Origin of the sequence: Ralstonia pickettii (assembly GCF_030582395.1) — a bacterium.
GTDB classification, from domain to species: domain Bacteria; phylum Pseudomonadota; class Gammaproteobacteria; order Burkholderiales; family Burkholderiaceae; genus Ralstonia; species Ralstonia pickettii_D.
Genome location: NZ_CP104381.1, coordinates 64,101 through 78,535, shown reverse-complemented (window position 1 = coordinate 78,535; position 14,435 = coordinate 64,101). Strand labels below are relative to the sequence as shown.

15 protein-coding genes are annotated in these 14,435 nt (G+C 64.5%); 7 read left to right on the top strand and 8 right to left on the bottom strand.

Annotated elements, in window-relative coordinates; translation table 11 throughout:
• Positions 1-223 precede the first annotated feature (223 nt).
• Entirely contained in the window at positions 224-622 is a 399-nt protein-coding gene (locus N5B55_RS00300; protein ID WP_012760881.1) for a dihydroneopterin aldolase, read from the bottom strand.
• An 18-nt stretch (positions 623-640) separates the two neighbouring features.
• Positions 641-1,459: an SDR family oxidoreductase gene (locus N5B55_RS00295; RefSeq protein ID WP_178959130.1), complete on the bottom strand. Its 819-nt coding sequence runs from the start codon at positions 1,457-1,459 to the stop codon at positions 641-643.
• A gap of 16 nt (positions 1,460-1,475) precedes the next feature.
• Here N5B55_RS00295 and N5B55_RS00290 point away from each other — a divergent pair, with 16 nt between their 5' ends.
• On the top strand, positions 1,476-2,669 hold the full coding sequence (locus tag N5B55_RS00290; protein ID WP_304538783.1) for a class I SAM-dependent methyltransferase: 1,194 nt from the start codon (positions 1,476-1,478) through the stop codon (positions 2,667-2,669).
• Positions 2,670-2,673: 4 nt separating this feature from the next.
• On the opposite strand, the gene N5B55_RS00285 is transcribed toward N5B55_RS00290, so the two are convergent.
• Positions 2,674-3,963, bottom strand: a complete 1,290-nt coding sequence (locus N5B55_RS00285; RefSeq protein WP_154206154.1) for a muropeptide transporter — start codon at positions 3,961-3,963, stop codon at positions 2,674-2,676.
• A gap of 97 nt (positions 3,964-4,060) precedes the next feature.
• Between N5B55_RS00285 and N5B55_RS00280 the strand changes: the two genes are divergently transcribed.
• A complete protein-coding gene (locus N5B55_RS00280; protein WP_037027961.1) occupies positions 4,061-5,005 on the top strand; it encodes a M48 family metallopeptidase in 945 nt (314 codons plus the stop codon).
• A gap of 8 nt (positions 5,006-5,013) precedes the next feature.
• Here the strand turns inward: N5B55_RS00280 and N5B55_RS00275 are convergent, their stop codons facing one another.
• The gene (locus tag N5B55_RS00275; RefSeq protein WP_304538782.1) at positions 5,014-5,922 is read right to left on the bottom strand and encodes a DMT family transporter; all 909 of its coding nucleotides are present in this window, start codon (positions 5,920-5,922) and stop codon (positions 5,014-5,016) included.
• A 216-nt stretch (positions 5,923-6,138) separates the two neighbouring features.
• Between N5B55_RS00275 and N5B55_RS00270 the strand changes: the two genes are divergently transcribed.
• The 4 genes from N5B55_RS00270 (at position 6,139) to N5B55_RS00255 (ending at position 9,376) form a co-directional block, all read left to right on the top strand.
• Complete coding sequence (locus N5B55_RS00270) at positions 6,139-6,651, top strand: MarR family winged helix-turn-helix transcriptional regulator (protein WP_012760875.1); 513 nt, start codon at positions 6,139-6,141, stop codon at positions 6,649-6,651.
• A gap of 25 nt (positions 6,652-6,676) precedes the next feature.
• Positions 6,677-7,282, top strand: coding sequence for a DUF6630 family protein (locus tag N5B55_RS00265; protein ID WP_304538781.1), 606 nt, complete (start codon positions 6,677-6,679; stop codon positions 7,280-7,282).
• Positions 7,283-7,403: 121 nt separating this feature from the next.
• Entirely contained in the window at positions 7,404-8,159 is a 756-nt protein-coding gene (locus N5B55_RS00260; protein WP_304538780.1) for a YdcF family protein, read from the top strand.
• A gap of 308 nt (positions 8,160-8,467) precedes the next feature.
• Positions 8,468-9,376: a prohibitin family protein gene (locus N5B55_RS00255; RefSeq protein WP_304538779.1), complete on the top strand. Its 909-nt coding sequence runs from the start codon at positions 8,468-8,470 to the stop codon at positions 9,374-9,376.
• 72 nt (positions 9,377-9,448) lie between these two features.
• On the opposite strand, the gene argC is transcribed toward N5B55_RS00255, so the two are convergent.
• Positions 9,449-10,462 (bottom strand): N-acetyl-gamma-glutamyl-phosphate reductase, encoded by a 1,014-nt coding sequence (argC, locus tag N5B55_RS00250; RefSeq protein ID WP_065860151.1) that lies wholly within the window; start codon positions 10,460-10,462, stop codon positions 9,449-9,451.
• A 115-nt stretch (positions 10,463-10,577) separates the two neighbouring features.
• The gene (locus tag N5B55_RS00245; RefSeq protein WP_065860150.1) at positions 10,578-11,363 is read right to left on the bottom strand and encodes an exodeoxyribonuclease III; all 786 of its coding nucleotides are present in this window, start codon (positions 11,361-11,363) and stop codon (positions 10,578-10,580) included.
• Positions 11,364-11,395: 32 nt separating this feature from the next.
• Between N5B55_RS00245 and pyrE the strand changes: the two genes are divergently transcribed.
• Positions 11,396-12,073 carry an orotate phosphoribosyltransferase gene (pyrE, locus tag N5B55_RS00240; RefSeq protein WP_004635818.1) on the top strand — a complete coding sequence of 226 codons (678 nt, stop codon included), beginning with the start codon at positions 11,396-11,398 and terminating at the stop codon, positions 12,071-12,073.
• Between the two features lie 597 nt (positions 12,074-12,670).
• On the opposite strand, the gene N5B55_RS00235 is transcribed toward pyrE, so the two are convergent.
• Both N5B55_RS00235 and dapF read right to left on the bottom strand, forming a co-directional pair.
• Positions 12,671-13,498 (bottom strand): polyphosphate kinase 2 family protein, encoded by an 828-nt coding sequence (locus tag N5B55_RS00235; RefSeq protein ID WP_304538778.1) that lies wholly within the window; start codon positions 13,496-13,498, stop codon positions 12,671-12,673.
• A 46-nt stretch (positions 13,499-13,544) separates the two neighbouring features.
• The gene (dapF, locus tag N5B55_RS00230; protein WP_304538777.1) at positions 13,545-14,426 is read right to left on the bottom strand and encodes a diaminopimelate epimerase; all 882 of its coding nucleotides are present in this window, start codon (positions 14,424-14,426) and stop codon (positions 13,545-13,547) included.
• Between the last annotated feature and the right edge of the window lie 9 nt (positions 14,427-14,435).

The window sequence follows — 14,435 nt, the reverse complement described above, 5'->3', positions numbered from 1 at the left end:
AGATGGCGCCTTGAATTTCTGTTGCAGGGAGGAAAAGAAGGGAGGCCTGTCTGAGCGCAGCGAGTTTGCCTCCCTTCCCTCCCTGCGACATAAATTCAAGGAGTGGGTTGCCATCTCGGGCGCGCCTTTCTTTGCTTACTTTCTTTGGCAAGACAAAGAAAGTGAGTCGCCCCCGGTAGGGGGTGAAACAAGGGACGCTCCACGAGCATCAAAAAAAGAGCCCTCAGCCCGACTCTTTAATTCGAAACACCTCCACCCCCACCGACTCACAATCCGGATACACATCCGGTTTCTCCGTCGACACCCGCGCAGCCAGCACATGCGGATGCTTGAGCATCGCCGTCAGCACGTCATCGCACAGCGTTTCCTGCAGGTGGATATGGCCCTGCGCCATGCGGCGCGCCACGGTCTCGCGCATGAAGTCGTAATCCACCACTTCATGCAGCTTGTCTTCGGTGGGCGACGAATGCTCCAGCGGCACGTACAGCTCGATATTGATCAGGACGCGCTGCTCGCCCTTCTTCTCGAATTCATGCACGCCGATGTTGATCTGCACTTCGTAATTGCGCAGAAACATGCGGCGGCAGTGCGACAGGCGCGGGTGGGATAGCAGGGAAAGCATGGGGCGTCCGGGGAAAGATTATTCAGTCAGGAACATCACGTCGCGAGCCAGCGGCATCAGGTGCTGGCCTCCGTCGACGAACAGCGTGGTGCCGGTCACGGCGCGCGCGGTAGCTAGATAGCACACGGCATCGGCGATGTCTTCCGGCGTGGACGACTGGCCCAGCGGCGTCATCTGGTGCGCGCGTGCAAACCCGCTTTGCGACTGGTCGCCCGACACCATCGTGATGCCCGGCGCCACGCCCACCACGCGCAGCGCGGGCGCCAGGGCCTGCGCAAGCTGCATGGTGGCCGTCGACAGTGCCGCCTTCGACAACGTGTAAGAAAGGAAATCCGGGTTCAGGTTGTCGAGCTTCTGGTCGAGCAGATTGATGACGACCCCGCGGCGCTCGGCACCCTCGGCGGTCAACGCTCGGTGCAGCTCGCGCGACAGCAGCAGCGGTGCGGCCACGTTGGTGCGCATGTGCGTATCGAGCGACGCATAGCTGAAGCTGGTCGCCACGTCGTACTGGAACAGCGACGCATTGTTGACCAGGCAGGTGGGCGTACCCAGTGCAGCGCTGCAATCGGCAATCAGGCGACCGGCGGCGGCTTCGTCCGAGAGGTCGGCCTGCAGCACGACGGCGCGGCGGCCCATGGCGGTGATCTCCGCGGCGACGGCGTCGGCCTCGGTGCGCGAGCGGTGGCAATGCACGGCCACATCCCAGCCGTGCCGGGCCAGGGCCAGGGCAATGACGCGGCCCACGCGGCGGCCTGCGCCCGTGACGAGGGCGATGCGCCGCTGGGTGGCGGATTCTGCGGTCGATTCCGCAGTTGACTGGTTGGGCGTCTGCGCCATTGTTTACAATCCGGCGATGAGCAAAACCGTGAGTTTACCGCTTCCCAACGAGGCGGCGCAGGCGCAGTCCGCGCACCTGTTCGCCGTGATCGCCGACGCCATTGCGGGCGCCGGCGGCTGGCTTCCGTTCGACCGCTACATGGAACTGGCGCTCTACGCGCCCGGCCTGGGCTATTACAGCGGCGGCGCAGCCAAGTTCGGCCGCCGCGTGGAAGACGGCGGCGACTTCGTCACCGCGCCTGAATTGACGCCGTTCTTCGGGCGCACCGTGGCACACCAGATCGCGCAAGTGCTGCAGGCATTGCCCGAAGGGCAGCGTCACGTGCTGGAGTTTGGCGCCGGCACCGGCAAGCTGGCCGCCGACATCCTCACCGAATTGGATGCGCTGGGCGCGCGGCCCGACAGCTACGGCATCGTCGAACTCTCCGGCGAGCTGCGCCAGCGCCAGCAGGAGCGTCTGACTGCGCTCGGCCCCGGGCTGGGCGCCCTCGCGCGGTGGCACGACACGTTGCCCGCGCCGTTCACCGGCGTGATGGTCGGCAACGAAGTGCTCGATGCGATGCCCGTTTCGCTGTGGGCCCGGCGCGGCGGCGTGTGGCACCAGCGCGGCGTGATGCTCGATGCCGACAACGGCCTGCAATGGGAAGACCGGCTCGTGAGTCCGTCGGAGGTGCCCGCCAAGCTGGCCGCCCTGCCCGGCACGGACGATTTCGTCACCGAATCGCACGAAGCCGGCGAGGGCTTCATCCGCAGTGCCGGCGCGGCACTTGAGCGTGGCTTGCTGCTGCTGATCGACTACGGTTTCCCGGCTGCGGAGTACTACCACGCGCACCGCGCCAACGGCACGCTCATGTGCCACTACCGTCAGCACGCGCACGACGATCCGTTCTGGCTGCCCGGCCTGCAGGACATCACCGCGCACGTCGATTTTTCGGGGATTGCACAGGCGGGCCAGGAAGCCGGGCTGGAACTGCTAGGCTATACGAGCCAGGCGCGCTTTCTGTTGAGCGCCGGTGTGGGCGAATTGCTGATGAGGCTCGACCCGTCCGACCCGATGCAGTTTCTGCCGGCAGCCAATGCCGTGCAGAAGCTGCTGTCCGAGGCAGAAATGGGAGAGCTATTCAAGGCCATCGCGCTGGGCAAAGGCATCGATGCGGCGCTGCCGCTGGCCGGCTTTACCGATGCCGACCGCTCGAACCGCTTGGGTTAGTCGGTCAGGCTGACGCGGCCTTGGCCGCGTTGGCTTCCAGGGCGCGTTCGTTCTGCTCGGCTTCGTAGCGCCCGATCGTGCCGCGCATCCACCACAGCAGCGCAAGGCCCGGGAAGGCAAACACCACGGTCATCAGATAGAACGCGGGCCAGCCGTAGGCTTCAACGAGGTAGCCCGAAGTGGGCCCGACGTACACGCGGCCGATGGAGGCCAGCGCCGACAGCAACGCATACTGCGTCGCCGAGAACGACCGGTTGCACAGCGCCATCAGCAGCGCCACAAAGGCCGCCGTGCCCATGCCGCCGCAGATGTTCTCGATGCCGATGGCCACCGCCATCGTCCACAGATGCTGCGGCGTCACGGCCAGCACCCAGTAGCCCAGGTTCGACACCGCCTGCAGCACGCCGAAGATCAGCAGCGCGCGCACCAGCCCCAGCCGGACCATCAGCGTGCCGCCATACAGCGCGCCGACGATGGTGGCGGCCAAGCCGAGCGTCTTGTTGACGATGCCGACCTCACCCGCAGAAAAGCCGACACCGCGGATCAGGAACGTGGTCGACAGGCTGCCCGCAAACGCATCGCCCAGCTTGTAGAGCACGATCAGCGCCAGCAGCGCCCAGGCGCCACGGCGGGAGAAAAAGTCCCGCAGCGGGCCGACCACCGCTTCCTGCAGGCTGCGCGGTGGGCGCGCCGATACCTCCGGCTCGGGCGACCACAGTGTGGTGAAGATACCCAGCGCCATCAGGCCGGCCATCAGCAGATACATGTTGCTCCAGCCCATCACGCGATCGGCCAGATACAGCGCCAGGCCGCCCGACACCAGCATGGCCAGCCGGTAGCCGAGCACCTTCACGGCTGCGCCGACGCCGCGCTCGCTCGAATGCAGCACATCGGTGCTGTAGGCGTCGAAGACGATGTCCTGCGACGCCGACAGAAACGCCACCAGCACCGCCAGCCCGGCCAGTGCCCAGAGCGCGGCGTGCGGCGGCGTGAAGGCCATGGCGGCAATCGACGCCACCAGCCCGGCCTGCGTGAGCACCAGCCAGCCGCGCCGACGGCCCATCAGCGGCGGCGTGAAGCGGTCCATCAACGGCGCCCACAGGAATTTGAAGATATAGGCCTGCCCCACCAGCGAGAACAGCCCGATGGTGCGGATATCCAGCCCTTCCACCGTCATCCAAGCCTGCAGCGTGCCCGAGGTGAGCGCCAGCGGCAGGCCGGAGGCAAAGCCCAGCAACAACATCGCGCCGATGCGGCGGTTGCGGAAAATATCGAGGTAATCGTGGAAGGTCATGCGGCAGGCCGGTGGCGAAGGCGAATGCGGGTTGCCACGTAGCGTGGCGCGCGGCGTTGGCCGATATTATGTCGCACGGATCCGTCCCCTCACCCATATGCCCCGCGTCACACGCTCCCTGCTGACCACTTTCGGCCTCGCGCTATCTGCGTGGGCAACCGCCATGGACGGCCCGCTGCCCGTCCCCGCCGACGGCGTGAAGCTGGAAGCGCCCACCACCACATCGCCCAACATCCGGCTCGTCATTCCGGCCGAGGAAATCGATAAGCGCGCGCTGGCCGAATATCAGGGGATCATCGACAACGCGGCCCACGAAGGCGCGCTGGCGCCGGACAACGTGCCGGATCTGATCCGCATCCGCGGCATCGTCAAACGGCTCACACCTCAGGCACCGCGCTGGAACCCCGACGCCACGCACTGGCAGTGGGACGTCAACTTGATCGGCTCGTCGCAGGTGAACGCGTTCTGCATGCCCGGCGGCAAAATCGCCGTGTTCTCGGGCCTGCTCGAACAGTTCAAGCTGACGGACGACGAACTCGCCATGGCGCTCGGCCACGAGATCGCCCACGCGTTGCGCGAACACGCCCGCGCCCGCGCCGGCCAGCGTGAAATCACCAACCTGGGCGCCAACGTCATCTCGCAATTGTTCGGCTTCGGCAACCGGGGCGATACGGACCTCGGCGAAGGCGCCAAGATGCACCTGCTGGCGTTCTCGCGTGCGGAGGAAACCGAGGCCGACCTGGTCGGCATGGACATCGCCTCCCGCGCCGGCTATGACCCGCGCGCCGCCCTCACGCTGTGGCAGAAAATGGGTTCGATCGGCGGGACGGAGCAAAAGCAGTTTCTGTCGACACACCCATCGGGGCGCACCCGGATGGCGGTGCTGTCACGCCATTTGCCAGAAACGCTCACGCTGTTTGCCGATGCCCGCCATATGACGATGGCGAAACTGCCCGAATATCGGTCGAACATGCAATATCTGGGCGCCGCGCCTGTTGATAATGGCGACGAAGCACCGATGCGGCCCATGGTGCGGCGGTAGTGTGCAAATCAATGCGGCTGCAGTTGCTCGCTTGAGCCAGAACGCTGCACTGCGGGCTCTCGCCGTGCCCGCCGCGACAACGCCATCCCCGCCACCGTTGCGCCCAGGATCAGCACCGCTCCGCCCGTCTGCATCGGGCTGAACCACTCGCCCAGGACCAGCGCGCCGAGCACGGTCGCCGTCAGCGGGCTGAGCAACGACAGAAACGTCACGTCTGCGCCGAGCACGCCGATACCGCGCACCCATAGCCAGTAGCCCAACGCCGTGCCGATGACGATGAGGTACGCAAAGCCCACCGCGTTACGCGCCGTGAGCGCGGGCGGCAAGCCTTCCACGAACAACGCCACTGGCAGCAGCACCAGCCCGCCCAGCGCGAGCTGCCAGGCAGCCACCGCCAGCGGCGTGCCGATTCGGCCCCAGCGTTCAATGAGCACGGTGCCGATCGCCATCGAAAACGCAGCGGCCAGGGCTGCCGCCACACCAATCGCATCGAGCCTGGCCGCTGGGCCGAGAATCAGCAGCCCCACCCCCATCGACCCTGCCAGCGCTGCCGCCAGTTGCGCCGGACGCGGCTTGCGCGCCAGCAGGGGCCACGCCAGCAGCGCCACCACCAGCGGTTGCGCCGACATGATCGTCGCTGCCACGCCGCCTGGCAGGCGCTGCGCCGCCAAGAACAAGAGCGCGAAGAACACGCCGATATTCGCCAGCCCGAGAAACAGCAAGGGAAGCAACTTGCTACGCGGCGGCAGGCCCGGGCCGAGAAGCAGGAGCAGCACCCCTGCCGGGAGCGCACGCAGCGCGCCGACCAGCAACGGGTGACCAACGGGCAGCGTTTGCGTGAACACCAGATATGTCGTGCCCCACAGAACGGGTGCCGCAGCGGTAGCCAACATGAGCGTCAAGCGGTTGAACTGCATGAGAACTCTCCATGTCACGTTATTTGATATCGAAATAATGAGTCGCTTGGATAGGTTTCATGCGTGTTCCGCTACAAAGCCCCACTCGCGTCGACGCCCCGTGGCTTCTGCGGGAACCATCACGGCTCGCGTTGTCTCGCCCGGCCAAACCCGATACGATTCCTAGAGCCTCGACATCAAGTAATTCGATGTCGAAATACTAGGATGAGGAGTTTTATGGGTCAAGGCGATTCCACATCCCCGCAAGGGGCACCGATGGACAACATCCTCGCGCAATGGCGGCGCGAGCGCCCCGACATCGACCCGAGCCCGATGGCAGTCTGCGGCGATGTCTGGCGCGCCGGCGAGCGGCTGCGCAGCGGCGTGGTCGCCAACGTGGCGGGAGCCGATCTCGACATGGCGGGCTTTGACGTGCTGCTGACGCTGCGTCGCAACGGCCGCGACCAGGCGCTGTCGCCTTCGGCGTTGGCCAAGGACATGATGCTGTCGACCTCCGCCATGACAAACCGGCTCGACCGGCTGGAAAAACGCGGCCTGATCGCCCGCAAGACCGATCCAGACGACCGGCGCGGACTGCAGATCGTGCTGACCGACGAAGGCTTCGCACTGGTCGACAGCTTGGTCGCCTCGCATGTGCAGACAGAAGAGCGGATGCTTGCGGCGCTGAGTCCGGCAGAGCGGGCGATGTTGCGCGAACTGCTGGGTAAGATCGGTGGCGTTGGCGGCTGAACCCCGCAGAAAGGAGAGCACCTTCATGCTGAAGCGATTCAAACACCTGTTCAGCCGGCCTGCGTCGACACCGGTATCGGAAGATCCGCTGCGCGACGACGACATCCTGCGGGACGACTTCTCTCCCAGCGCGGAAACGCTCGATGCCCTCGCCGAATTCGTGCGCCTTGTAGGAAGCCCGTGCGGGCAGGCTGAGGCCGATCAGATAGCCGATTCCGTGCGAACCGGTGACCTCCCCGGCGACGACATCGCCGGCCTGCTGACATGGTCACTCGCCCGAAACCTGGGAGATGGCGCCCCGTGGACGCTGGCCATCTCGGTCGATTGGAAAGCCTGGGATGAAATCGAATGGCAGACAGAGAAGCTGCTCGACACGCTCGGCATCGGGGCGCGTTGGGAATGGGCCCGCGCTGAAGCCGAGCGCACCGTTGCCGACGGCCTGCTCGATTTTGGCGCGTGGCTGCGTCCGCATGGCTACGAATTGCTGCACGTCGATACTGGCGGCGACGACTACTTTGCGTTTCCCATCCGGGCGGATTTGCTGCAAGAGGCCCGCCTGTACGCCGAGCGTGCAGGGTTGAAAATCGAACAGGCAGACGACTTCCGCGCGTCGCAAGGGCTGTCGCTCTAGCGTGTCGCAATATCCGCAATCGGCCGCAACAACCCCGTAAGCAAACGGGTCGCGCGCCGGGCCGATCCTCTTTACGATGGCGGCTCACGTGCGCCCATGAGGCGCCAACCTGGAGGAGTGTGTGAGCCTGACAATCCTGTGTGTGCTGGTGATCGTGGCAACGGTGTGCGCAGCACGCGGCCGACGTCGCGCTGCGCGCGGGCTGGCGGTGCTCTGCGGCGTGTTGGTGATCGCCATCGGCTGCGGACCGATGCCGGCATGGCTGCTCGATTCGCTCGAAAAACCGTTCGAGAACGAGCCTCATATCCAATGGGGCACACGCAACGCCATCGTGCTGCTGGGCGCGGGCACTTTCCGCGTGGGCGACTCGGTCGAGCCGGGGCTGTTCTCGTATCCGCGGCTGGTGGAAACCACACAGCTGTACCAGGCGTGCCGCAAGTCCGATGCCGATTGCAAGATCCTCGTCAGCGGCGGCGATGCACGTCACCATGGCTCGCCGGAAGCCACCGTGTATCAGCGCGAGCTTGTCAGGCTGGGCGTCGCCAAGGACGACGTGCTCATAGAGCCCCAGAGCATGAACACGTGGCAGAACGCGCAATTCTCGCGCACGGTGTTGGCGCAATACGCGCCGGACCGCACGGTGCTCGTGTCGTCCGCCATCCACCTGCGGCGCAGCCTGCTGTATTTCACGCACTTCGGCATGGCGCCGATTCCCGTGCGCGCCGACGATCTGCAGGCCGCAGCCTCGCCCTTGCCGATGGCATACAACTTTGCGCTGACCGATTTCGCATTGCACGAGTGGATCGGCATCGCGCGCTATCACATGTACAACGCGCTGGGCTGGAACCCCGCGCGCATCAACCCCGGTGACGCCTGATTCGGCGGCCCAGCGCCGGGCATTCGAAGTGGTGCTCTAGTGCTTCCGGGGGGGAGCAAAATTCCGGCGCCGACCTATACTTTGTGCATCGCAACATCCGGGCATCGCAATGCGCCATCTCGGCCGTATTGAAGCTCACCGCCTCATCACCATTGGCAAGCTCGCTTGCCAGCACCCGCCCACCGGGCGCGGCCATCCCTGACGGGAATCGCTGACGATTCCTGCGCCAGCAAGTGGGCCGCTGCGTAAGCAGCGCCCACCCCGCCAGCCACACCTCAGAAGCAAACCAACAAGCAAGGGGAACCCTCATGCCTCAAGTCACGGCAAGCAAGCTGCCGGTCAAACTGCTCGCGCTCGTCTTCGGCGCCGTTGCGGCGCTGGTGATCGGGCGGACTTTCCTGCTGAACTGGCAGATCATTCCGCCCGGCTACACGGGCATCAAGATCAACCGGCTCGTTGATCGCGGCATCACGCATGAAAACGTCGTCACCGGGTTCGTGTTCTACAACCCCGTGCAGACAGCGATCATCCAGTACCCGACTTACGTGCAGCGCGTGATCTGGACGCAAGACGTGAACGAAGGCCGCGCGCTCAACGAAGAGCTGACGTTCAACACGAAGGACGCCGTGCCCGTCAACGTGGACGTGGCTGTCTCGTACCAGCTCGACCGCGAGAAGGTGCCAGCCTTCTACACCAACTTCCGCGCCGATCGCATCGAGACCTTCACGCACGGCTACCTGCGCGACACGGCGCGCAACGTGATCGTCGCCATCGGCTCGGAATACAACTTCGACGACGTGAACGGCGGCAAGAAGGAAGAGTTCGTCGCGCGGCTCACCAAGGAGCTGGACACGCGGCTCGCACCGCTGGGCGTGTCGATCAAGCAGTTCGGCATCGTCGGCTCGCTGCGTCCGCCGCGCGCGTTGCTTGATGCAGTGAGCGCCAAGACCAAGGCCATCCAGGACGCCATCCGCACCGAGAACGAAGTGCGCTCCGCCCAGGCCGAGGCCAAGAAGAAAGTGGCGATTGCCGAAGGGGAAGCCGCGGCCAACCATGCGCTCGCCTCGTCGCTGGATGACCGGCTGCTCGCCTGGGAACGCCTGAAGCTCGAACGTGCCGCCATCGAGAAATGGAACGGCGTGACGCCGAGCGTGATGGCGGGCGGCAACGGCGGCGGCATGTTGTTCAACATCCCGGCGGGGGCGCAGAGCAAGTAAGCCCCGGGTCGTCAAAACGGCCAAAGAAAAACGCGCCCGAAGGCGCGTTTTTCGTTTCCGCTCAGGCGGCGATCAGCTCGCGAAACCCGGCGCGGCTTCGCGCACGGCGTGCTCGGCGCCAGCCGCAGGAATCGGTGCTTCCACGTGCAGGCTGGTCGCCTCATCCACACCCAGATGCACGTTCATGCATTGCACCGCCGCACCGGCCGCGCCCTTGCCCAGGTTGTCCAGACGCGCCGTGACGACCATGCGCTCGTCCGAACCGAACACGAACAGGTCGGCACGATTGGTGTCGTTGGCGCCCTGCACGTCGAAGAAGCCGTTGTCGAGCGTCGCAACGTTGTCAGCCGGCGCCACGCGGATGAACTGCTCGCCCTGGTAGTAATCGGCCAGCACACGGGCGATGTCCGTCGGGCTCACCTTGCGCGCCAGGTGCTGCGGGTGCAGGCCGATCGTCACGGCAAGGCCCTTGAGGAAGTTGCCCACGACCGGCGTGAAGATCGGCGCGAGCGACAGCTTGCTCTGCACGCGCATCTCCGGCAGGTGCTTGTGAGCCAGGGCCAGCGCGTACGGGCGCGGGCTGTCGAGCTTCGGATTATTGGCGGCGAGGTAGTCGGCAATCATCGCTTTGCCGCCACCGCTGTAACCGGTGAGCGAGAACGCCGTGACCGGGTAGTCGGCCGGGACGATGCCCGCATCCACCAGCGGGCGCATCAGCAGCACGAAGGCGCTGGCGTGGCAGCCCGGCACGGCGATGCGCTTGGTGTTGCGCAGGCGCTCGCGCTGGCCTTGGGCCAGTTCGGGCAGGCCGTAGACCCAGTCGTCCGACGTGCGGAACGCGGTGCTGGCGTCGATGATGCAGGTGTTGGGGTTGTTGACCAGCGAGACGGCCTCGCGCGAGGCGACGTCTGGCAGGCACAAGAATGCGACATCGGCGGCATTCAGAAATTTGGCGCGCTCGGCTGAATCCTTGCGCTTGTCTTCGGCGATGCGCAGCAGTTCGATATCGTCGCGCTGCGACAGATAGTCGAGCAGGCGAAGGCCGGTGGTGCCTTCCTGACCGTCGACGAAAACCTTGAATGCCATGGTGATCTCGCTAAAAAACTGGGGGCCAAAGACAACGCCGGCAAGCGGTGCCGGCGCGTGAGGTTTGCATTGTAGCGGCTGACGAAGGCATTTCCGCGGCAGCGCAATAATGTGCTTACCAGTGCACCTTGGTGTCGTAGTCGATCGTCAGCGGCGCGTGGTCGCTGAACTTGATGTCCTTGAAGATCGACACGCGGCGCGCCGTGGCGGCAATGCCCGGCGTGGCGATCTGGTAATCGATCCGCCACCCGACGTTCTTCGCGTATGCCTGGCCGCGGTTGCTCCACCACGTGTATTGCTCGGGGCGGTCGTCCAGCGTGCGGAACACATCCACATAGCCGACTTCGTCAAACAATTTGGTCAGCCATGCGCGCTCTTCGGGCAGGCAGCCGGAGTTCTTCTGGTTGCCCTTCCAGTTCTTGATGTCGATTTCCTTGTGGACGATGTTGACGTCGCCGCACAGCACGACCTCGCGACCCTTTTCGTGGCGCAAGTCCTTCAGGTGCTCCATGAACAAATCCATGAAGCGGAACTTGGCCTGCTGGCGCTCCTCGCCGCTGGAGCCCGATGGCACGTAGACCGAAATGATCGACAGCTTGCCGTAGCGCGCCTCGACGTAGCGACCTTCGGCGTCGAACTCGCCGTTATCGAAGCCGATGATGACCTCGTCGGGCTTGTGGCGCGTGTAGATGCCCGCGCCGCTGTAGCCCTTCTTCACCGCGTGCTGGAACACACCGTGGTAGCCGTGCGGCGCCAGGAATTCGGGCGTCATGTCGTCTTGCGCGCATTTCAGTTCCTGCACGCAGACGAAATCGGCGTCCTGCTTGCCCATCCATTCAAAAAAGCCTTTGCTGGCAGCGGAGCGAACGCCGTTGAGGTTGGCGGAAATGATGCGTAACATGGCGGGACTTTTTTGCGGACCAGAGAAAAAAGATGAGCCAAAACAGCGAGTTGCGCCAATCCTTCATCCGCTTTGCGGTGGAAGCCGGCGTGCTGTCATTCGGGGAATTCGTGACCAAGGCGGGGCGGACGTCGCCCTATTTCTTCAACGCCGGCAAGTTCGCAGACGGCGCCCTGCTGGGCCAAGTCGCGCAATTCTATGCGAAAACCCTGCTGGACTCCGGTGTCGAGTTCGACATGCTGTTCGGGCCGGCCTACAAGGGCATCACCCTGGCATCGGCCACCGCTGTGGCGCTCGCGGGCCTGGGCCGCAATGTGGGCTTTGCGTACAACCGCAAGGAAGCCAAGGACCACGGCGAAGGCGGCAGCCTGGTCGGCGCGAAGCTGCAGGGCCGGGTGGTGATCGTCGACGACGTGATCTCTGCCGGCACCTCGGTGCGCGAGTCCGTCGAGCTGATTCGCGCCGCCGGCGCGACCCCGGCTGCCGTGCTGATCCTGATGGATCGGATGGAGCGCAGCGGCAATGCGGTGGATATTGGCGAGCGCTCTGCGGTGCAGGATGTGCAGGCTCAATACGGGATGCCGGTTGTGTCGATTGCCAATCTGGATGATTTGCTGGGGTATCTGGATAACGCTGGGGACCCTGCGCTGGCGGGGTATCGTGAAAAGGCTGCGGCGTATCGGGATAAGTACGGCGTTAGCGCGATTTGAGTTTTTGCTGCGTTTAAAAACCCCGGTGGATGTGGTTCGCCGGGGTTTTTGTTTTTTGGTTTGGCCTTTGTTTCATCCCCTGCCGGGGCTGACTCACTTTCTTTGGTCTTGCCCAAAGAAAGTAAGCAAAGAAATGCGCGCCCGAGATGGCGAAAGATTCCTTGAATTTATGTCGCAGGGCGGGGAAGGGAAAAACTCGCTGCGCTCAGACAGTTTCCCTTCCTTTTTCCTCCCCGCAACAGAAATTCAAGGCGCCATCTAGGGCAGGAAAGTCAAAGGACAAAAGCCACACCAACTAAGCGCACGCCCAAACGACAAGGCCAACCTCACGATGGGGTTGGCCTTTATCTTTTGACGTTGAGCCCTTGATGGCGCCTTGAATTTTTGTGAGCGGGCGGATCAAGGAAGGAGGCTGTCTGAGCGCAGCGAGTTTGCCTCCTTCCCCGCACGGTCACACAAATTCAAGGGGAAGTCGCCATCTCGGGCGCGCCTTTCTTTGCTTACTTTCTTTGGCAAGACAAAGAAAGTGAGTCGGTCCCGGCAGGGAACGAAAGGGGGATGGACCACCAGGGCAAAAATCCGACACCGCCAACCCAGTCACTCAATCCTCAACGCCTCAAACGCCGGATTCCCCTCCGGATATTCCGGCTTCATCCCCTCCAACACCCGCAACAAAATCTCCGCGACCATCACATTCCGGTGTGTCTTGGAATCCGCGGGGACGACATACCAAGGGGCTTCAGGCGTTGCCGTGGCGTTGATGGCGGCCTCGTAGGCTTCCATGTAGCCCGCCCAGAACTCCCGCTCGGCAATATCGGAAGGATCGAACTTCCAGTGCTTGTGCGGATCGTCGACCCGCTCCTGCAGCCGCCGCCGCTGCTCGTCTTTCGAGATGTGCAGGAAGCATTTGACGATGGTCGTACCGGTGTCGCACAGCATCTGCTCGAACGCGTTGATATGCCCGTAGCGGCGTTTGCACTCGGCCGCGTCGATGTCACCATGCACGCGCGTGATCAGCACGTCTTCGTAATGGCTGCGGTTGAAGATGACGATCTCGCCGCGAGCGGGCGTCTGGGCGTGCACGCGCCAGAGATAGTCGTGCGCGAGTTCCTGCGGCGTCGGCGCCTTGAAGCCGACCACGCGCAGCCCCAGCGGGTCCATCGCGCGGAAGACGCCGCGCACGGTGCCGTCCTTGCCGGAGGTGTCCATGCCCTGCAGGATCACCAGCACCTTGCGCCGGTGCTCGGCGTAGAGCACGTCCTGCAGCGCGTCCAGCTTGGCCGACACTTCCGCCAGCCGCGCGTTGTCGTCCGCCTTGTTGCCGGTGGAGAACGGCTTGCTGGAGGCATCCACCTTCGCGATCTTGAACTTGTTGGTGCCGTCGAAACGGTAGTCGTCAATCAGGTTCTTGCCGTTCGTGCCCACGGTATTTCCTTGTTGTTCTGACGTTGCGGCACGCGGCCGCGCGGTGTCAATGCGCTGCGGCAGTCAGCTTGAGCGCATCCAGGTCCAGCGTGCCTTCAAACACGGTTGTGGCGGGGCCCGTCATCATTACGGGCTGGCCGACGCCGGCCCAGGCGATCGTCAGGTCGCCGCCATGCGTGGCCACCTTGACGGGCGAATCGAGCACGCCACGGCGGATGCCGGCCACCACCGCTGCGCAGGCGCCGGTGCCGCAGGCAAGCGTCTCGCCCGCGCCGCGCTCGTACACGCGCAGACGCACGGAGTGGCGATCGATGATCTGCATGAAGCCCGCATTCACGCGGCGCGGAAACACGGCATGCGATTCGATCAGGGGGCCGTCTTCCAGCACGGGGAAGGCCTCGGTGTCGTCGACGATCTGCACGGCGTGCGGATTGCCCATCGACACGGTCGACAGCCATTCAGTGCGGCCGTTGATCTGCAGCGCGTGCTGCGTGTCTTCGCCTTCGACGCGGCTGGGCAGGCCCTCGGGCAAGAACGGCAGGCGCGCTGCCTCGAACACCGGCGCCCCCATGTCGACGGTGACCTGGCCGTCGTCCTGCATCGTCAGCGTGGCGATACCGTTCATGACTTCAACACGCACGGTGCGCTTGTCCGTCAGGCCGCGGTCGGTGACGAACTTGACGAAGCAGCGCGCGCCGTTGCCGCAGTGCTCCACCTCGCCACCGTCGTGGTTGAAGATGCGGTAGCGGAAATCGACGTCGGGCCGCGTTGAACGCTCGACCAGCAGGAGCTGGTCCGCCCCCACGCCGAAATGGCGGTCGGCAATGGCAGCCCATTGCTCGGGCGTGAAGTCGATCGGGGTCTGGATGCCGTCGAGCACGACAAAGTCGTTGCCCGCGCCGTGCATCTTGGTGAAGTGCAGTTTCATGGCGGACCG

Excerpts from the sequence above, each read along its gene's own strand:
- N5B55_RS00300 (WP_012760881.1), bottom strand. The coding sequence starts at position 622 with ATGCTTTCCCTGCTATCCCACCCGCGCCTGTCGCACTGCCGCCGCATG.
- N5B55_RS00295 (WP_178959130.1), bottom strand. The coding sequence starts at position 1,459 with ATGGCGCAGACGCCCAACCAGTCAACTGCGGAATCGACCGCAGAATCC.
- N5B55_RS00290 (WP_304538783.1), top strand. The coding sequence starts at position 1,476 with ATGAGCAAAACCGTGAGTTTACCGCTTCCCAACGAGGCGGCGCAGGCG.
- N5B55_RS00285 (WP_154206154.1), bottom strand. The coding sequence starts at position 3,963 with ATGACCTTCCACGATTACCTCGATATTTTCCGCAACCGCCGCATCGGC.
- N5B55_RS00280 (WP_037027961.1), top strand. The coding sequence starts at position 4,061 with ATGCCCCGCGTCACACGCTCCCTGCTGACCACTTTCGGCCTCGCGCTA.
- N5B55_RS00275 (WP_304538782.1), bottom strand. The coding sequence starts at position 5,922 with ATGCAGTTCAACCGCTTGACGCTCATGTTGGCTACCGCTGCGGCACCC.
- N5B55_RS00270 (WP_012760875.1), top strand. The coding sequence starts at position 6,139 with ATGGGTCAAGGCGATTCCACATCCCCGCAAGGGGCACCGATGGACAAC.
- N5B55_RS00265 (WP_304538781.1), top strand. The coding sequence starts at position 6,677 with ATGCTGAAGCGATTCAAACACCTGTTCAGCCGGCCTGCGTCGACACCG.
- N5B55_RS00255 (WP_304538779.1), top strand. The coding sequence starts at position 8,468 with ATGCCTCAAGTCACGGCAAGCAAGCTGCCGGTCAAACTGCTCGCGCTC.
- argC (WP_065860151.1), bottom strand. The coding sequence starts at position 10,462 with ATGGCATTCAAGGTTTTCGTCGACGGTCAGGAAGGCACCACCGGCCTT.
- N5B55_RS00245 (WP_065860150.1), bottom strand. The coding sequence starts at position 11,363 with ATGTTACGCATCATTTCCGCCAACCTCAACGGCGTTCGCTCCGCTGCC.
- pyrE (WP_004635818.1), top strand. The coding sequence starts at position 11,396 with ATGAGCCAAAACAGCGAGTTGCGCCAATCCTTCATCCGCTTTGCGGTG.
- dapF (WP_304538777.1), bottom strand. The coding sequence starts at position 14,426 with ATGAAACTGCACTTCACCAAGATGCACGGCGCGGGCAACGACTTTGTC.